Source organism: Rhodopseudomonas sp. P2A-2r, from assembly GCF_026015985.1.
Classification (GTDB): domain Bacteria; phylum Pseudomonadota; class Alphaproteobacteria; order Rhizobiales; family Xanthobacteraceae; genus Tardiphaga.
In genome coordinates, this window is sequence record NZ_CP110389.1 from 6,450,917 (window position 1) to 6,469,356 (window position 18,440).

Annotated in this window: 12 protein-coding genes and 2 pseudogenes; 7 read left to right on the forward strand and 7 right to left on the reverse strand. The window is 61.1% G+C overall.

The genetic code is table 11. The features are described from left to right. The first annotated feature begins 420 nt into the window (after positions 1-420). Together ONR75_RS31000 and ONR75_RS31005 are read left to right on the forward strand one after the other, a co-directional pair. Positions 421-1,308 carry a formylglycine-generating enzyme family protein gene (locus ONR75_RS31000; RefSeq protein ID WP_265080619.1) on the forward strand — a complete coding sequence of 296 codons (888 nt, stop codon included), beginning with the start codon at positions 421-423 and terminating at the stop codon, positions 1,306-1,308. 365 nt (positions 1,309-1,673) lie between these two features. Then, the gene (locus tag ONR75_RS31005; protein ID WP_265080620.1) at positions 1,674-2,048 is read left to right on the forward strand and encodes a hypothetical protein; all 375 of its coding nucleotides are present in this window, start codon (positions 1,674-1,676) and stop codon (positions 2,046-2,048) included. A 124-nt stretch (positions 2,049-2,172) separates the two neighbouring features. Here the strand turns inward: ONR75_RS31005 and ONR75_RS31010 are convergent. Continuing rightward, positions 2,173-3,371 (reverse strand): annotated as a pseudogene (locus tag ONR75_RS31010) (IS256 family transposase). Positions 3,372-3,840: 469 nt separating this feature from the next. Between ONR75_RS31010 and ONR75_RS32985 the strand changes: the two are divergent. Next, positions 3,841-4,022: pseudogene (locus ONR75_RS32985) on the forward strand (ATP-binding protein); the annotation flags it as partial. A gap of 254 nt (positions 4,023-4,276) precedes the next feature. Here the strand turns inward: ONR75_RS32985 and ONR75_RS31020 are convergent. The 4 genes from ONR75_RS31020 to ONR75_RS31035 form a co-directional block, all read right to left on the reverse strand. Continuing rightward, the gene (locus ONR75_RS31020) at positions 4,277-5,566 is read right to left on the reverse strand and encodes an ArgE/DapE family deacylase (RefSeq protein ID WP_265080621.1); all 1,290 of its coding nucleotides are present in this window, start codon (positions 5,564-5,566) and stop codon (positions 4,277-4,279) included. A 294-nt stretch (positions 5,567-5,860) separates the two neighbouring features. Beyond that, on the reverse strand, positions 5,861-7,180 hold the full coding sequence (locus ONR75_RS31025) for an aspartate aminotransferase family protein (protein ID WP_265080622.1): 1,320 nt from the start codon (positions 7,178-7,180) through the stop codon (positions 5,861-5,863). A gap of 4 nt (positions 7,181-7,184) precedes the next feature. Then, positions 7,185-8,243, reverse strand: a complete 1,059-nt coding sequence (locus ONR75_RS31030) for a phosphotransferase (RefSeq protein ID WP_265080623.1) — start codon at positions 8,241-8,243, stop codon at positions 7,185-7,187. Between the two features lie 81 nt (positions 8,244-8,324). Then, on the reverse strand, positions 8,325-9,647 hold the full coding sequence (locus ONR75_RS31035; protein ID WP_265080624.1) for an MFS transporter: 1,323 nt from the start codon (positions 9,645-9,647) through the stop codon (positions 8,325-8,327). A gap of 197 nt (positions 9,648-9,844) precedes the next feature. Here ONR75_RS31035 and ONR75_RS31040 point away from each other — a divergent pair, with 197 nt between their 5' ends. The 3 genes from ONR75_RS31040 to ONR75_RS31050 all read left to right on the forward strand — a co-directional run bounded on the left by ONR75_RS31040 (position 9,845) and on the right by ONR75_RS31050 (position 11,742). Next, positions 9,845-10,540: a GntR family transcriptional regulator gene (locus ONR75_RS31040; RefSeq protein ID WP_265080625.1), complete on the forward strand. Its 696-nt coding sequence runs from the start codon at positions 9,845-9,847 to the stop codon at positions 10,538-10,540. 312 nt (positions 10,541-10,852) lie between these two features. Next, positions 10,853-11,161 (forward strand): hypothetical protein, encoded by a 309-nt coding sequence (locus tag ONR75_RS31045; protein ID WP_265080626.1) that lies wholly within the window; start codon positions 10,853-10,855, stop codon positions 11,159-11,161. An 11-nt stretch (positions 11,162-11,172) separates the two neighbouring features. Continuing rightward, positions 11,173-11,742: an MBL fold metallo-hydrolase gene (locus ONR75_RS31050; protein WP_265083863.1), complete on the forward strand. Its 570-nt coding sequence runs from the start codon at positions 11,173-11,175 to the stop codon at positions 11,740-11,742. Between the two features lie 232 nt (positions 11,743-11,974). Here ONR75_RS31050 and ONR75_RS31055 read toward each other — a convergent pair whose 3' ends face one another. Continuing rightward, complete coding sequence (locus ONR75_RS31055; RefSeq protein ID WP_265080627.1) at positions 11,975-12,604, reverse strand: invasion associated locus B family protein; 630 nt, start codon at positions 12,602-12,604, stop codon at positions 11,975-11,977. 318 nt (positions 12,605-12,922) lie between these two features. On the opposite strand from ONR75_RS31055, the gene ONR75_RS31060 reads away from it, so the two are divergent. Beyond that, positions 12,923-13,918 (forward strand): AraC family transcriptional regulator, encoded by a 996-nt coding sequence (locus ONR75_RS31060; protein ID WP_265080628.1) that lies wholly within the window; start codon positions 12,923-12,925, stop codon positions 13,916-13,918. A 333-nt stretch (positions 13,919-14,251) separates the two neighbouring features. On the opposite strand, the gene ONR75_RS31065 is transcribed toward ONR75_RS31060, so the two are convergent. Then, a complete protein-coding gene (locus ONR75_RS31065; protein WP_265080629.1) occupies positions 14,252-17,659 on the reverse strand; it encodes an autotransporter domain-containing protein in 3,408 nt (1,135 codons plus the stop codon). Positions 17,660-18,440 lie beyond the last annotated feature (781 nt).

The following is an 18,440-nucleotide window of genomic DNA, read 5'->3' on the forward strand; positions in this document are numbered from 1 at the left end:
CGAGAGGGGCTGCAAATATGAACATTAGCGCAATCGCGGTAGCGGCTGACTTTCTAACCACGAGGTTTTCTCCGTAAATGACGGTGTCACCAAGGTATCAAACAAGCCGCGCGCAACATTGTCGAACGCGTTATCCGTTTCGCATAGCAATCATATAACAGAGGATCGGCACCCATTCAATTTGTACTACGACTGCGCGATCGGTTCGAACACAGTCCTCAGCCATACGGTTGAGGGCCGCGATCAATGCACCTTGCAGGGATCAGCCTTCAGACGCAGATGGAAGATTTGATCGAAACAGGCGCGTTAGACCTTTGAGTCTGATGCAACCCGTGCGACCCTCCGATATGGATCCTCTTGCAAGGAAACCTAGAGTGTCCAGAAGCGCACTATCTGAATGGAACTCATGCAGACAGTCTGATGGTTAGAAAAGTCCTCGCCGCAGTCATTTTCGTATTATCCGTCGCCGTCGCGACCACGCCAGCAGTGAAGGCTGGTCACAGCCCGAATAGCTTGAACGACATGGTCACGGGGGCCGTGCCCACGCTCGGCACGATCGTTATTGCAGCGGTATCCGCCCCACCCCCGGAACCCGGCGAACTGCTCCGCGACTGCCCGGAGTGCCCGGAAATGGTGGTGGTGCCGCCCGGGGATTTCGAGATGGGTAGTCGCGACATTCCGTTCGAAAAGCCTCCTCATCGGGTGACGGTCGCCAAATCTTTCGCCATCGGGCGCCGCGAGATAAGCTTCCGCGAATGGGATGCCTGCGTCTCGGCCGGCGGCTGCAAGGCAGCTGAGGACGATCACGGATGGGGCCGCGGCGATCAGCCGGTGCTCAATATCAGTTGGGACGATGCCAAGGCTTTCGTCATCTGGCTTAGCCGGAAGACAGGCCGTCCCTATCGGTTGCCGAGTGAGGCCGAATGGGAATACGCCGCACGGGCCGGTACCACTTCAAAATATTGGTGGGGTCGCGATGTCGGCAAAGGCAATGCCAACTGTGAGGACTGCGGCGCCGCACCGCTCCGCAAGGCGCTGCCGACCGGATCCTTCCGACCGAATGGGTTCGGCCTCTACGACACGTCCGGCAACGTCTACGAATGGGTCGAGGATTGCTGGAATGACGACTACACCAAGGCTCCGATGGACGGCGCGGTCCGGACCTCGGGGCAATGTCAGCAACGCGTGCTGCGTGGAGGCTCGTTCGCAAACAAGTCCAGTGCGGCGACTTCATCCGCTCGGTTTCGCTACGATCAGGATGTCCGCTACTACGCAAACGGCTTTCGCGTTGTCAGGGATTTACAATAAGACTTGGCCCGGTCATTTCGGCACTCGCTGAAAGATGCCGCGACGGCGCTGCGCGAAGGGTTCATCGTCAGGAATTTCCGCCCTGTCTAGGCCACGGACGGTGCGCGAGGCGCTGTGTTTCGCTCGACTTGTGAATTGGGGATTTCTTGCGCGCCGCGCGATCCCCGAGAGATGCAGACGATCACGGCGACTTCGATCCGCGAAAGACGGGCCACGTCGTATCCTTCGTCGCCGGAAATGGTTTGAACAATTCCGGCTACTTCTAGAAACATACTTTCATTTCCTCATACGAGGAGCCGGCGGATACGCCTCTTCAGCCTCCGGACCATGCCTGGCGATACTTCGCACTGCATGCGCAGCAGCGGATGTCCGTATTTAACTTCTTCGTCGTTCTGTCGGGCATACTGACGACGGGGATCGCCGCCAGCCTGCAGGGCGGAAAACCGATGGCGCCCCTGACCGCCATTTTGGGTGCCCTTCTTGCGCTATTCGCGTTCGTGTTCCAGCGGCTGGACAGGCGAGGATCGGGTCTAGTGAAACTCGCGGAGGAGGCTCTGGCGGCGGGCGAAACGAGGTGCATGCCACCTTACGCCAGGATCCTGGGCCTCGAGGAAACGCGTACATCCGCCGCAGGTGCGGGCGCCTGGACGTTCGGAAAATCCTTCCGGATCATCTTCTGGACGATGGGCGTCGGGGGCGCCGGAGCAAGTCTGGTCGCTATCTGCAGGATCACGTGGTGAAGGCGGCTTTCAAGCGGAGCCTCAACGCGACCACGATCGATGAAATACTGACCGTCGCGGATCGTGTCCCCTGGCGTGGTGTAGCTGACGGCGGTCACCGCGTTCGCCGGCAAGGCCGGGCCGGTCAGCTGGCGATAGCCTGAAGGCTGACGGTCGGATCATCGCTCAATGGCGCGATGGTTTCCAGTGTCATGTAGCGGGCACGCTGGACCGCCCACTCATCGTTCTGTTCGAGCAGGATCGCGCCGATGAGGCGGACAATGGCATCCTCGTTGGGGAAGATGCCGACCACCTCGGTCCGCCGCTTCATCTCGCCGTTCAGGCGTTCGATCGGGTTGGTGGAGTGCAGCTTGGTCCGATGCTGCGGCGGAAAGGTCATGTAGGCGAGCACGTCGGTCTCGGCCTCGTCGAGGAAGCCAGCAAGTCTCGGCAGCTTGGGACGGAGTTGGTCGGCGACCTTGCGCCATTGGGTTCGCGCGGCCTCGGCATCGTCCTGGGCAAAGGCTGTGGCGATGAAGGCGGAGATCACGCGCCGGCCGCTCTTGCCGGCATGCGCCAGCGCGTTGCGCATGAAGTGGACGCGGCAGCGCTGCCAGCTGGCTTTGAGCACCTTGGCCACGGTGGCCTTGATGCCCTCGTGAGCGTCGGAGACGACCAGCTTGGCGCCGCGCAGGCCGCGGCGGGCCAGCTTGCGCAGGAACGCGGTCCAGAACGTCTCGGCCTCGGACGGGCCGATATCCATGCCCAGAACCTCGCGCCTGCCGTCACTGTTGGCGCCGACCGCGACGATCACCGCAACCGAGACGATGCGGCCGTTCTGGCGCACCTTCACGTAGGTGGCGTCGATCCACAGATACGGCCAGTCACCCTCGATCGGACGGGCGAGGAACGCCTTCACCTTGTCGTCGATCTCGCCGCACAGCCGGCTGACCTGGCTCTTGGAGAGCCCGGTCATGCCCATGGCCTGCACCAGGTCGTCCACCGAACGGGTCGAGACGCCCTGCACGTAAGTTTCCTGCACCACGGCGGTGAGCGCCTTCTTGGCCATGCGGCGCGGCTCCAGGAAGCCCGGGAAGTAGGAGCCCCTGCGCAGCTTGGGAATGCGCAGTTCGACTGCGCCGGCGCGAGTTTCCAAGATCCGGTCGCGATAGCCGTTGCGTTGGGCCAGGCGCTCGGGGTTCTTCTCGCCGTAGGCCGCCCCGGTCTGGCCCTCGACCTCCAGCTCCATCAGGCGCTGGGCGGCAAAGCCGATCATCTCCCGCAACAGATCGGCGTCGGGGTCTTCTCTGCGAGCGTGCGCAGGTTCATCATATCGTCGGTCATCGGTGGTTCCTCGGTTGCGTTGGCGTATCGCAACCCGATCCTACCGGAGAACTGCCGGTGACCACCGCAAAGGCGCCCGCCCGCTACGGCGCTATTGGGGGCGCGCGTCCGGGCGGCTTTGCCCTACCGAGCTACACCACCTCCGGGAACACGACCGCACAGCACAGCCGCTCGCTCGTAAACCTGATAAGCCGTTTAACTTAAAGAAGAATTCGAACTTCCAAGCACTCCATTGGTAATGGAGAGGTCCACAGTTCGATACTGTGTGGCAGCACCAGCATTTCCGGGCGGAAATGATTGAAAAATTGGCATTTTTCAGGAAATGCGCCGGAGCCGGTTCGAACCGTTTTGGCTATCTCGGCTCGAGAAAACCACCCAAATGCGTCCCTGCTCGCACAAAACTCGCACAAGCCGTCCGATCGGGTCTTTTTTTGCCGCGAAGGATTCGGCAGGCCGCGCGCGGGCGCTTTTCGCGCAATCCGGCGACCAGTTGCTGTTCCACCTCATCGCCGGCTCTACGGGCGCACGTCCGTCGTCGTCACCACCAATGTTGCCTTTGGCAAATGGCCCAGCGTGTTCAGCGACGCAAAGATGACGACCGCGCTTCTCGATCGCCTGACACACCACTGCGACATCGTCGGGACCGGCAACTTCCCTAACGAGGCTGCCATCCAATGTCTCGTTGGCACAATCTTGCTCGAACAAAACGATGGATGGGCTGTCCAGCGCGCCCGCCACATGACGCTGGAAACCATCGCGCCCATCAGCGACAATCCCATCGTTGGGATGCCCGCGGTGGCGACATGGCCAGTCCCGCCGCGGCCGGCAATCGTGGTGGCCTTCAGGCAGCTATACCACGCGACGGGGCATGATCCGATCTCTCTATGACGCAGCACGTCGCAGGATCATTCAACGCCTTCCACGCCGCACCACTCGGCCATGAAAAGTGCGAGCGTCTTGGTGACCTTCCGAAGCGATTCCAGATCGACGCATTCGTCGAAGGCGTGCGGGTTCCGGCAGTAGGGGCCGTAAACCAGCGTAGGGCATCCGCCATAGAGTCCGAATGATCGCGCATCGGTTGTTGCGGCGAATGCGTGCTCCTTGAGCGCTTCACCCCAAATCTCCGCATGGCAACGACCGAGGATACTCTCCTGCTCGTCTGCGCCCGTCAGGTGATATCCCTCCTGCATGAAGCCGGGATAGCTGATGGTTGGGGGATTCTTGGACAAAAACGGGTTGCGCGACGAAACCTCGGCCACATAGGTCTCGAATTCCTTGCACGCGTCGGCTGGGGCCTGGCCGGGATACACCGCCACACGCACTTCAAATACGCATGCTGACGGCGCGCTCGACGTCCATTCGCCTCCCTGGATGCGTCCAACGTTGAAATTGATGGGATGCGGATGATTTTGAAACGGCGGATACGATCCCTTGCGGGCATTCCACCGTGCTTCGAGTTCCTTGAGTGACTGGATTAGCTCGATCGCATTGCCGATTGCATCGGCCCCCAGACCGAAATCGCCAGACGCGTGTCCCGGCGCGCCCGAAACCTCCACCCGAATCCAGATCGGTCCGATCTGTCCGCGCAACAATTTCGGCTCAAGCGGCTCGGGAATGAAGCCCGCGTCGGCCGTATATCCGCGAACAACGCAGGCGAGTGCGCCATTGCCAGTACATTCCTCTTCGACGACCGACTGGACGTACACGATCGCTGCGGGCTGCAGACCAATTCTCTTCAGTGCTTTGAACGCAAAAAGATTTGCCGAGAGTCCGGACTTCATGTCCCCGGCGCCGCGGCCATACATCCAGCCGTCCTTGATTGTCGGTTCATAGGGACCATAGGTCCAGGACCGGTCGGCGCCCGTCGGAACCACATCGATGTGGCCGTTGAGCACCAGCGAGCGCCCACCGGTCTGCTTGGGTCGGTGCGTGCCGACGACATTCCACGACCTTTCATAGGAGATCGAGACCGGGGAAAAGCCGGGATGGTCCTTGATGCTTTCGACGTCGATGATCCACTTGTCGACGTCCAGATCGAGCGCAGCCATCGCGTCGGCCATGAACATCTGAGCTTTTTCCTCCTCACCGCGCTGCGACGGGATTCGGACGATCTGCTTCAGAAATTCGAGTTGCTCATCGAACAGCGCATCGACGGCTTCGAGGATCTGGCGCTTCTGCGTTTCATTGGGCGACATCGAGCTTCTTCCTTCCATGAACCAGCTAGGGCCCGCGTTTGCCAAAAAAGCACACAGTAGACCGCAAAAATGAGGGCTGCGTGCAGGAGACCGCTTGCACGCGCTCTCTTGAGCGATGCGCATTCGGCTTCGTTACGACCGAGGCGGTCAACCGACGGCACGAACCGGCGGCAGTACATCACAAAACGCGAAAATCGCGCGCGTCATCCTCCTCTTTCGAGAATGCAAAGCAGCAACAACCTCCTGAGCGGTCCCGGAATTGCTCCAGAATGATTTTTACTGTTTTGGTCGTCATCATTTGAGGGTCTCGAGAACGTCACGCATGCTCGCGACCAGCATTTCGGCGTTCTCGCGGGAAAACACCATTGGCGGACGAATTTTCAGCACATTGGCGCCCGGCCCCGACGCGCTGATCAGGATGCGTCGTTCACGCAACCCGTTCACAATCCGTGCCGTCACTGCCGCATCAGGCACCTTCCGTGTCCGATCCGAGACGAGTTCGACACCGACGAAGAGCCCGGCGCCACGGACATCGCCGATCACGGAAAACTCCGACGCGAGCTTGCGGAATTCGTCTTGCATGAATGCACCGACAAGGCGCGCATTCTCCTGCAGTTTCTCGGACTTGATGACGTCGAGAACGGCCTTGCCGGCTGCAGCAGCAACGGGATTGCCGCCGAATGTGTTGAAATAGCGCGCCTTCTCGCCAAACTCGGCGACCACTTGCGGACGCATGATGACGCCTGCCATCGGATAGCCGTTGCCCATCGGCTTGCCCACGGTGACCAGGTCGGGCGCGACGCCATGGCGCATGAAACCCCACATCTCGTCACCGGTGCGGCCGAATCCCGGTTGCACCTCGTCGGCGACGAACAGGCCGCCCGCAGCATGAATGGCGTCCACGGCGGGCTTCAGGAAGCCTTTGGGTCCGCCTACCACGCCGTCACTGGAGAAAATCGTATCGACGATCAATAGCGCCGGCTTGATACCATGACGCTTCAGATCGTCGATCGCTGCCTGAACATCCGTCCTGAAGCGCTCGCCGATATCCTCCGGCGCCATCCGATAGGAGTCGGGCGCCGTGACGGTGCGCACATGGACCCCGAGATCGACAAACTCGCCAAGCGAAGGCGAAAACTCGGCGACCGCACTCGTCAGACCGTGATAGGCCAGTTTGGTGGCGATAATGCCCGTGCCGCCCGTGGCATGCCGTGCGATCCGGACGGCGAGGTCGTTCGCCTCGCTGCCCGTACAGGTGAACATCACCTGGCTCAGGTCCGGCGGAAACGTCGCTGTCAATGCTTCTGCATAATCGATGATCGATTCATGCAGATAGCGCGTGTGTGTGTTCAGAATTCCGGTCTGCGTGACAATCGCCTCGACGACTTTCGGGTGGCAATGCCCCATCGACGCAACATTGTTGTAGGCGTCGAGATATTGATTTCCCTTGCTATCGAACAGCCAGACGCCCTCGCCGCGCACGATGTGCAGCGGATGCTCATAGAACAATCGATAGGCCGGGCCGAGGACACGCAGTCGCCGCGCGATCAGCGCTCGTTCTTCGGCGTCCAACCGCGCGAAATCGTCGGCGGTGAATGCATTGACCATGGCCATCAGTCTATTCCTTGCAATTGGCCGAAACGAACCGGAGGAATTCCGACTCTGACATTCCGGACAGACGTTGCAGGCCGAGCAACGCTGCCCCGTGATTTCGCATGATGTAGTCCCGATTTCCCGGACGGCTCGCGGCCCGGTACTCCGGAATGATGATCGCGATCGCCAGCCTGGCTTTGATGAGAACCGGCAAAATTGCGATCTCGCTGTCCTCAAGCCGGTTCTCGGCGCAGTAGCCGGCTAGCATGGCGCCCATCAGGACCTGCCAATCCTCCTCGCCGACGTGGTAGGCGAGCGCAACGGCGAGATCGTTGATGCGCGGCGCGAACACCATGTCGCCGAAATCGATCACACCGGCGATCTCCAGCGGCGAGGCGGGATCGACGAGGATGTTGTGCAGGTTGAAATCGTTGTGGATGATCTGGTGCCGCAGCTGCGAACTCGCTTGCGGAACCGTCCGTTCGAATTCGGCGAGAACGTCCATGACCAGACCCTGACGATCCTTGCCGACATGGATGATCAGTCCGGCGAGGTCGAGCGTATGGCTGATATCCCACAGCAGCTTTTCCGACGGCGGCCGGCCGTCGAAATTCTCCAGATCCTTGCCAAATCGGGCGAGAACCGAGCCAAGGTTTCGGTTGCGGATCGGCGATGGCGGCAACCGGGAGAGCTGGTCTCCGGCGAGGTAACTGAGAAGCCGAACAATTCGAGTTTGACCGCCAGGAACCAGGTAAACGTAGCTGCGCTCACCATCTTTCGTCGCAATCAGGCGCGGCACCGGGACGCGCGAGCCGACCGTCTCGAGATGGCGCAATGCGCCGTCCTGGAACGACAATGCGGCGGGGTCTTCGAAGGGGTTGGCAATCTTGAGGATATAATCCGGCCCGTCGGTGGACGTCAGCTTGAAGGTTTCATCGCGCTCACTGGACAGACGGGCGACTACACCGCGGATCCCATAGGCCCGGGCGACCAGCTCCTCGACTTGCTGCAGCGGCAGCAAATCCCAGTGCGCTGACAACGCGTCACCCGCTTTCGAGATATCGAGCGGAGTAACCAAAGCCATATGTCGGTCCTGTCTTGAGATTTGCTGGCCGGAACGCGGTGGCCCGATTAACGCAGGACGCCGCGTTCCGAAAAGTTCGATTTAGCTGGCGACCGCGGCGGTCGGCTGCGATAACTGCGAAGCGTCTGAATTGGCGACGGATTCCGCTGTCTCGATCGGCAGGAAGTAGATCGACAGGAACGCGCCGCCGGCGATAACGGCGAAGAGCGCTGCGAGCGGTCCCCACTGAAGTCCATACGAATGCGCAAGCCAGACGCCGACAATCGGTGTCGTGCCGCCGAAGATGGCGCCGCAAAGTTGGAAGCTCAGCGAAATGCCCGTGTATCGCATGCGCACCGGGAACGCGCGCGGCAGATAGGCGGCAATGACGGCGTAATACATGCCGATCAGGACGGTCGCCACCAAAATGCCGATGGCGATTTTGGAGATATCGCCTGTGATGATGAGCATCATCATAGGTGCCGACCACAAGACCGCGCCGCCTGTTGCGAGAAGGAGCAGCAGACGCTCGCCGATCCTGTGGGCGACGTAAGAGCCAGCTGCGGTGGCAAACAGCTGCACGACGCCGATCCAGGAAATGATGTCCAGAATTTCGCTCTTCGGAATCTTGAGATAGGTCGTCGTGTAGCTGATCATGAACGTCGTGATGAAATAGAAGCCTGCAATGCCCAGAAGAGAAAGGCCAATTCCGAGCACGACAGCCTTCTTTTTGGTCCTCAATACATCACGGACTGGAACGGTCTCATGACTCCGGTCTTTTGCGAGCTGCGCGACCATTTCGGGGCTTTCGTTGACACCCGCACGAATAATGAAGGCGACGATGACCAGAAGTCCGCTCAGAATGAAGGGAATCCGCCATCCCCAGGACTGGAAGTCATCTTTTGGGAGTGACGACACGGCACGAAATGCCAGCGTAGAGAGGATGAGACCGATGGGGCTTCCATACTGCGGAGCAGCCGCGAGAAATGTGCGCCATTTTTCGGGCGCGTGTTCAGTGGCAATCAGAACCGCTCCACCCCATTCGCCGCCGACAGCGAAGCCCTGAACCAGTCGGAGAATGACGAGAAGGATCGTTGCCGTCACACCAATCGAATGAAAGCTTGGAAGCAGACCGATGGCCGTCGTCGCGGTTCCCATCAACAGCAACGTAAAGACGAGACTCTTCTTGCGACCAACCTTGTCACCGAGATGCCCGAATACCAGAGCTCCGAATGGTCTGGCTACGAAACCCACGGCAAAGGTCGCCAAGGAAGCGAGAACGCCCACGAAAGGGTCGTCTGTCGCGAAAAACACATCTCCGAATACGAGAGCGGCGGCGGTTCCGTAAATGTAATAATCGTACCACTCAATCGCGGTACCCAAAAACGCCGCGAGCGCGGCTCTGACTGGTTGCGGCTGCACCATGATGTCCCCCCGGCGCGAACGCACGGCTTCAAGTTATTGATTTGCGACAGAACGCTTCTATTTTTTGATGCATCATGCGTCAAGACGTTTTGATGCATCAAATATCAGCAGCTAGTCCTCTGTTGATTGCTCTGTTACGGTGCAGCGGCATTGACCGGAAACGGCGGCTGCCGCGTCCAGACATGAAAAGGGCCACCGTGAAGGACGTATTCGGCACGCTTGATCGGAGCAGCCTCTACGAAACCGTGTATTCGCAGATTTCCCTGGCGCTGATCGAAGGGCAGCTTCAGCCTGACGACAAAGTCCGAATTCGCGCCTTGGCAGATCAGCTGGGCGTAAGCGTCACGCCGGTCAGAGACGCGCTCCTCCGGCTGGTGAAGCAGGGTGCGCTCGAGATGCGCGGCGTCAAGGACATCCGCGTTCCGCGCATGCGGCTCGATCAATTTCAGGAAGTTCGCCTGATCCGACTTAGGATCGAGGGATTGGCGGCGCAACTCGCGGCAACTAAAATCGACAGCGCATCGGAAGTCTTGCTGACGCGGATTCTTGAGGAAAACGAGGCGGCCAGAACTGACGGCAACACGATCACTGCCATCAAACTCAATCGCCTGTTCCACTCCGAAATCGCCGTAATCGCTGGGCTGCCCACGCTGCAGGAGTTGATCGAGAACATGTGGCTGCGGATGGGTCCTCTGATTGCCGCCGTCTACAATGCGGGCGGAAGAGCCATGATTTCGCACCACTACGAGATCCTGGACGCTCTCCGTAAACGGGACCCGGTCGCGGCTGAGTCCGCCATCCAAGCCGACATCAACGCGACAGCCGATATTCTAATTGGATCCGGGCTTCTGCTGTCGGAGACTGTCCCTCCTGGCGTTCGTCGCCCATCTTAATCATCGTCCTGCGGCGTCTACCTTTCGAGCAGGTCATCAACATTACCGCCAAATCTCTCCGGACTGACAATGTACCCATTAACATTCCGCGCGCCCGTATCTTCAAGCCTTTGCAATGCTGGCATCAACCTCTGGCGAGATGTTTTCATTCGCGAGCAGATGCGGGTCAGGCAGGATACGTCAGCGCAGTCGCGCGGTCATGGGCATGTGAGGCGAGCTTATCTGGGGCTGTGATTCGAGCCAATTTCTACAATCCGGGACCGCTGGTCAGCGCCTGGCAAGACTTGTTGAAATGCCGAAAGGGACATTAAAGTGGAAGAGCTTCGCGTCGGCGACGTCACCATCAACAGCATCATAGAGAGAGATGGCGCCTGGCGCGCGCCGGGGATGATGTTTCCGGCCTACGATGCCGCAGTCGGGCAACGCCACCTTCAGGAACTCCCGCCATTTGTCTATGACAAGGTAAAGGACCTTCTGGTCATCACCTACCAGACCTTTGTCGTCCGGACGCCGAGGCATACGATTCTGATCGATACCTGCACGGGTGAGCACAAGGGATTTCCCCGCCCTACGATTTCCCCAAGCAACCGTGGCTGGACGGTCTCCAGGCACATGGCCTGACATTCGAGGATATCGACTATGTTTTCTGCACCCATTTGCATTTCGACCACACGGGCTGGAACACCAGGCTGATCGACGGTCGCTGGGTCCCCACCTTTCCCAATGCAAAGTACATTTTTCACCGGCGTGAATATGAGGCGTGGGAGGCCGAAGACAGGAAGGGCCAAGAACGGCTCGGCGCAGAGGGCGGCGTATGGCGAATGAATTGCGAGCCGATCGTCGCCGCTGGACAGGCGCTGCTGGTCGAAGATGATTTCCAACTCGACGATACCATCACGCTGCTGCCGACACCTGGGCACTCATTTTACCATTGTTGCGTCGAGATCAATTCGAAAGGACAGCGCGCGATCGTCACCGGCGATCTGATGCACCACATTCTTCAGGTTCGTGAGCCCGGCTGGACCACGATCTTCGACGTGGATCCGCCGAAGGCCGCCGAGACTCGGCTCAAGTTTCTGTCGTCCGTCGCCGACACCGGTACATTGCTCCTGCCAGTTCACTTTCCTTCACCGACCGTCGGTTGTGTCGAAGCGAAAGGGGATCAACTTCATTATCGTTTCATCAAGTGTGGTTGCGCCTGATCTCAGAAGTGCAGGCGGGGAGGTATCCTCCAGTTAGTGTCCGCCGGCTACCATCTCGTCCTTGAGCCAATCGATGAAGCGGCCGAAATAGCGGGGATCCGCGCGCGAGGTCGGGTGAGCGACGCGTTTTTCCCCTTCACGGCCCCCGGAAAAGGCCGAGCGGACGCCAACAGCACGGACGGCGCAAATCTACACAGCGACCGCGCCGCCGTCCGCTTTGCGGCCAGAATTCCTACAGCTTGGAGAGTGCGGCGACCCGATCGAGGGCGGCGGCAAATCCCTTGAGCGAGATAGAGAACGGGGCATCCTGACCGCCGTCGGCAACAGCCTTGATCTTGAGCGCGCCCCCGCCCCGCAGCAGCGCAAGCGTTGGCGCCTCGAAGCTCACCGGCACCACGCAACCAACCGGGAGGCATGTCCGGAAGGGAAGCGGTTGTCCGGCCGGCTTGTCGTTGATCTGAAGCACGGCACCGGAGGAGAGAGCCAGGCCGAAGGGCAACACAACAATGCCAGTGGCCTTGTTAGCGACGGGCGCGCCGATTTCGATCGTCAGAACACGCTGGCCCGCTTGTTGCGTCTGGCTCTGCGACAGCGCGCAACGTTTGGCCCCGCCCTGGTGCACGCACGAAACCTGCCAGTCCTCATAGGTTTCACTCAGGGACGAGGCGCCTCCAGGAAGCGGCGAGGTGGCCTGTTGCGCTTGCGCAAGTTGGACCGCCTGAAGCCAAGGGCCAGTCTGCTGCGAGGTTTTACCAAGGTTTGTGCCCGCGGCAGCGGCTGCCTCGCCTCGTTCTGCGTGGAGGCCGAAGCCGACGCCCAAGGCGATCAAGGCGCTCGCCATCGTCTTCGAATTCAATCGCATCAGGTCGCCTTCATCCACATTACGTGGAGGCTATCGCACCCGACAGGCATGGCGTCTTGGTCTGGATGTGACGACGAATTGTCCCAAACGGGAATAGACCAAGTTTTGCGCATTAATTTCTGCCTTCACCGAGCATGGCGTTGCAATCGAATCCGGGATGGCCTTTAGGATGACCGGAACGATCAGCTAGAGTCGGTAATATACTTTCTCGACTACATGGACTGGAGCGAACATCTTGAAGACTGATCTCCATTTCAGAGCGGAAAGGGCATCGACGACGCGAGTGCACAAACAACGCGGCTTTCCTCAGTGCCCGCGATGAACAACGATCAGGATCAAAGCGGTCGCAGGCATGCCGCACATGCCGGGAAGGTGCGGCTTTCGACAGACGATCTTGACGGGCGCCACCGCTTTGCGGTCTGGCGGGAGATCTACAGCCGTCACCTGTTCAATGTGGATATCGAGCCGCTCAGCGACAAGCCATTTCGCGCCGACGTCGTGTTGCGCGCGCTGCCGGGAGTGAATGTCGTACTCGGCTCCCGATCGGCGACACGCACCAGCATCACGCGGCCACTTCTCCCTACGGCATCGGACTCGCTTGTGCTCGCCGTGACGACGAAAGGACGCTCTTTGGCCCGCCAGCTCGGGTGCGAAGTGACCGTTCCGGAGGGCGGCGCAGTGCTGATGTCATCCGCCGAACTCGCCAGCCATACCTTGGAAGATGACGGTGTCCTGCTGAGCGTCGTCGTACCCAAGGCTTCGATGATGCCCTATGTGGGCGATATCGGCTCTGCTCTGATGCATCCCTTCACCCCTGAAGCCGACGCCCTGCGCCTGCTGGTCGACTATGCCAGGAGTGCCATGGCGCTTGGCGAAACGGCTTCGCCGGAATTGCAGGGCGCGGTTGCCCTGCATCTGCGCGATCTGGTGGCCGTTCTGCTGGGAGCACGCAATGATGCTCAGGAGTTGCTGGCTGATCGCGGCGTGCGCGCAGCGCGCTTGCGCGCGGTCAAGGGTGAAGTCCTGGCTCAGCTCGGCCGTGACAATCTCTCCGCCGAGACGATCGCGCTGTCGCTGCGCATTTCCGCGAATTACGTGCGCAAGCTGTTTCAGATCGAGGGCCTGAGCTTTTCCGAATACGTGCTCGGCCTGCGCCTTGAACGCGCCCTCGCCATGCTCCACGATCCGCGCCTCGCCGGCCGTACCATCAGTTCGATCGCGATGGCTGCTGGATTCAGCGACATATCCTATTTCAACCGCAGTTTCCGTCGCCGGTTCGGCATGACGCCGAGCGAGGCCAGGAATCAGGACTGAAGCGGGGCACGGTCAGAACCGGTACGTGCAGGCACCATCCCGGAAAGCTCGGGCGACGAGCGCCGGCGCGCCGTCATGATCGCACCACGCCAGGTTCTTTCGCCGGGGCGAGCCTTACGCTGGCGAGTGCCTCCGCAGACCTTGATCCAGGCGTGCTTCGCCTGGGACGCGCGGACACCGCCCGGAGTCCGTTCGCCCCACGGAGCAGAGCCTCGCTCATGACCGCATGATCTGCCTCGACCGAAGAAGGCCGCCCCGATCTTGTCGGCAACAGGGGCGACCTTCCTGAAACTCTCCTGAAGCAGCCGGATCGTCTCCTGATCCATGCAGCTTTCAGAACCTGACGTTAAGGTTGCCGTGGAGGGTCTGGTCGGTGAGGCCCGAACCGAACTGTCCGCCATAGGAGAGCCCCAGCGTGGCGTTGGGGGCAATGTTGAGATCGAGACCGACATCGACGACGACAGCGTTCCCGGCGATAGGGCCCCCGGCGATGCTGAAGGCCGACCCGCCGGAGAAGTTCATCACCGAAACCGGTGTGGTCTCGCCATAGGCATGGCGCCACCCGAGCATGCCGCGCGCCGCCATGGCCACGCCACTGCCCACAGCGATGTCCGTCGAAGCCCGCAGGCCGATCGTGCTGAAAGTCACGCCGTTATTGCTGCCCTGGCTAGTAAGCGCTGCCATTCCGCCCCTCTCGGTGAAGCCGCTGGTGTCGAGATTGACATAAGCAAGATTGGCGAAGGGTTCGAAGACGGCATGGGCAGCCTTGATGCGGTAGCCGAGTTCGCCGAAGGCCTGCGCCGTCCCCGCGCCATAGTCGGCTTTGAGCGCATCGGCGAAGCCCGAAAAGGCGACATTGCGGCTGGTCGAAATATCATGCCACGTATAGGCAAGGCCGGAGCGGAGGGCGAGATTGCCCCAATTCGTGCCACCATAGAGACCGGCATGGTAGTTGTCGCTCGAGCCCGATGCGTTGCGATCGCCGACCTTGAAGGACGAGCGGCTGTAGCCACCGATCGCGCCGATGCGCCACGCGTCCGCGACGGGAGCATCCACGCCCATAAAGAAGCCGCCGAGGTCTCGCTGGAAGGTGGCGGCATTGCCGTTCCCCTGCATCGATCCCCAGGACCCGAAGCCGCGCCCCCAGACCGCGAGGCGACCCGTCGTGGCCGGCGCGAGCACCGGCTTGCCATCGGCATAGGTCGCCACCGGGCTTGAGGCCATTCCGGCTCCGTCGAAGGCGGAGCGCAGGCGGTCGATGGCCGCCTCGCGGATGAAGCGGCTGTCCTCGATCATCACGCCTTTGGCCGAGGCATGAATCTCACCCGAGAGCTGATCGAACGCTGCCCGGGCCTGGGCGTCCGTCTGGATGTTGAGGACAGCGCCATAGAGTGCATTGCCGCTGCCGAGGCTCTCAGTGCCGCCGGCGGCGGCGATCTGGTTGCGCGTCGCCCCGACCGAAGCAAAGGACTTCACCTTCACCACGTCGAGATAGGCATGCGTCGCGTCGTAGTTGCCGACCAGCCCGAGGAAGGCCGTGATGCCACCGTTGTTGGCCAGCGTATAGGCACCGTTCACACCGCCATCGGCCTGCAAGACCGTGTAGCGCGTGCCGACGGCATAGGGAGCGGCATCGGTCTTGATGATGCTGAGACTGGCGCCATTGGCGATCGTCGCCGTGCCGGTCGCGCTGATGCGGTCCGACAGGCCGGACGCGGTCAATTCGACCTGATAGACCGAACCTGCCGCCTGGGTGATGTTGCCATTGACGGTTAGCGTGCCGATCGAGTTGCCCGGTGCGATGACGCCACCCGACAGGACCGAGGTGCTGCCGACGATTCCGTTGCCGCCCAGGATGCCGCCGTCCGATATCGACACCAGCGCGTTCGCCAACGAACCGTTCACGGCCAGACGACCGCCCGTGATATTGGTCGTGCCGGTGAAGCCGCTGTTGTCTGCGGTCAGGTTCGTATTGCCGGAGATCTGGTTGATCGTTCCGACGCCGGTGATGACCGGGGCGAAGGCATAGCTCGCGCTCGTATGGTTGAAGTTGATCGAGCCGGTGCCTGCGCCGAACTGGACCAATGCCGCGTTGAGCGTACCGGCAGCCTCCGCCGCCGTTCCGGCCGCGCCGCCGATGTTGAGCGTGCCGACCGAACCCGCCTGGCTCGCCAGCTTGACAAAGCCCCCGACCGACACCGCGCCACCATTTGCGATCGTCAATGCGCCGGTGCCGAGATCGCCGAGGACGAGGCTTCCGCTGTTGGACCAGAGCGAGCCCGCGCCGGAGATCGTCACAGCGCCGCGGGATCCCAGCTGGAAGCCGACCACGCCCCCGGCATCGGTGGCCACGCCTCCGTTCGAGACCGTGAGTGCGCCTTCACCACCATAGCCGACATAGAGAATGTTACTGGTCCAGCTAGAGCCTGCGCCGTCTACGGTCACGCTGCCGCTGGAACTGGCAAAGAAGCCCAGAGCAGCGTCCGTGTTGCTGACGGAGCCGCCATTGGCAATGTTCAACGTGCCGGTGCCCAGTTGGCCGATCCTGAGATCGGCGCTATTGGCCCAGCTCGCCCCCGCGCCGCTGACGGTTGCCGTGCCGGTCGAACCTGCATTGAGCCCGATGATGCTCTGCCCGGAGGTAACGGAACCGCCATTCGTGACGGACAGAACACCCGCGCCGCTATAGCCGACGGCCAGCGCCGTGTTGGACCAGATCGAGCCTGTGCCATCGACCGTCACGGAGCCGACCGCGCCAGCGCCGAGACCGATATAGCCGATGCTATCGCTGACCGCGCCGCCATTCGAGACGGCGAGGGTGGCTACGCCTGAACCGCCGATATTGAGATTGCCGCTGTTGGTCCATGTCGACCCGCTGCCATCGACCGTCACCGTGCCGCGCGAGCCTATATTGGTCGCGATGGAGCCCAGCACATCAGCGACGTGGCCGCCTTTGGTGATGTTCAGCGTGCCGGTGCCTGCATCGCCGACCGTGAGGTCTCCGGAGTTGATCCAGGTCGAGCCCGCGCCGTCGACCGAAGCGATGCCCGTGCCGCCGGACAGATAACCCAGATAAGCGATCGTGCTGCCGACCGTACCGCCATTGGAGACTGTCAGCCTGCCGACGCCGTCATTGCCCAGGAAAAGATCGGCGGTGGTCAAGCTGGAGCCGGCATCGGTCACTGTCACCGAGCCGACGGAGCCATTGCCGTTTCCGAGCGTGGTGACGCCAACGATGGCCGTACCGCCATCTTGGATCATCAGCGCACCGCTGCCCGCTCCACCGAGCTTCAAAGTCGAACTGTTTGCCCAGCTTGAGCCGGCCCCCGTGATCGTCACCATAGATGTCGCGCCGTTTCCGGCAAAAGCGCTGACGCTGGTCAACGTTCCCCCGTTCGATATCGTCAGCTCACCAGGATCAACCGCGGCAGCGCCCAGGACGACAACTCCCACAACGGCATTGGCGCCATTGATAACCGGAGCGTTTGCGCCCGACACATTGATATCGACCTCCTGCGTCGCGCCCGGGGCACTGCCGCTCTGCCAGTTTGTGCCGTCGAACCAGTCGTTCGAAGCGGTCCCGGTCCAGTAAACAGGTGACGCCGCCACGGCCGCCCCGAGTGATCCAAACAGCGCCAAAGCGAGCACAGAGGCCGAGGACAGCAGACGGCGCGCCTTGGTCGAATGCAGCCGAAAAAACATGGCGATGGCCTCGCGGCCTTCGTTCTCTTGCGTATCCATTCAGAATTCCCTCGACTCGGCAGGCGCTTAGCGTGCTGTTCGGGCAGCTATCGCATCGGGTCGGAGCGACGTCTTGGGCTGGGCGGGACGTTGAATTGTCCTGTACGAGAGCGACGCGGTTTCCAAGAACGCGTTGCGGAACGGACACACTGGACGAACGCGCGCTGCCCGCATGCGCAGGATGCGCGCCGTTCCCATCTCTGGCATCCGCGATCGGCGATCTGTTGCACCTGCCGTGGCGAAACCTGGATTGCATCGCGCCAGCAACGCGTCGCCGGCGACCATCACCGTGAGACCGCCCGGATGGCGATCGTCGGGATCGACCACCTGGTCGCGCAGGCCGTCCTCCGCAGGTTGCAGGACACGGCGGTGACGAAGACGCCTTCGGGGATGCAGATGGTGGGGAGTTCACGCGCAACGACATGGCCGCGCGCACGACCCGCTGTCATGTGGCTTCGCTGCCAAGCGATTATCAAAGATCTTTGGGACAAGCGCCTGAATGCCCGTCCAGCGCCGCGCATCGCAAGATCCGGACAAACGCGAGGGTCAGTACAGACTCAGCCCGCGGCGTCACGCTATGCGGCCGCCGTTGACACGATTTGCTAACCACAATTGCGCGCGGTGATCGCATGGAAATTCGCGCAGAGATTTAGCCCAATGCCGAACACTCGCAATGCGCATCAAATCGCTACAGGAATGCCTCAAAGCGAGGCCAATTAAGGCTGAATTGAGATTTCATTAGGGCCGCATTAAGCATCGAAAAGCCGTGTGTTGTCAGATG

Excerpts from the sequence above, each read along its gene's own strand:
- ONR75_RS31000 (WP_265080619.1), top strand. The coding sequence starts at position 421 with ATGGTTAGAAAAGTCCTCGCCGCAGTCATTTTCGTATTATCCGTCGCC.
- ONR75_RS31005 (WP_265080620.1), top strand. The coding sequence starts at position 1,674 with ATGTCCGTATTTAACTTCTTCGTCGTTCTGTCGGGCATACTGACGACG.
- ONR75_RS31020 (WP_265080621.1), bottom strand. The coding sequence starts at position 5,566 with ATGTCGCCCAATGAAACGCAGAAGCGCCAGATCCTCGAAGCCGTCGAT.
- ONR75_RS31025 (WP_265080622.1), bottom strand. The coding sequence starts at position 7,180 with ATGGCCATGGTCAATGCATTCACCGCCGACGATTTCGCGCGGTTGGAC.
- ONR75_RS31030 (WP_265080623.1), bottom strand. The coding sequence starts at position 8,243 with ATGGCTTTGGTTACTCCGCTCGATATCTCGAAAGCGGGTGACGCGTTG.
- ONR75_RS31035 (WP_265080624.1), bottom strand. The coding sequence starts at position 9,647 with ATGGTGCAGCCGCAACCAGTCAGAGCCGCGCTCGCGGCGTTTTTGGGT.
- ONR75_RS31055 (WP_265080627.1), bottom strand. The coding sequence starts at position 12,604 with ATGCGATTGAATTCGAAGACGATGGCGAGCGCCTTGATCGCCTTGGGC.
- ONR75_RS31060 (WP_265080628.1), top strand. The coding sequence starts at position 12,923 with ATGAACAACGATCAGGATCAAAGCGGTCGCAGGCATGCCGCACATGCC.
- ONR75_RS31065 (WP_265080629.1), bottom strand. The coding sequence starts at position 17,659 with ATGGATACGCAAGAGAACGAAGGCCGCGAGGCCATCGCCATGTTTTTT.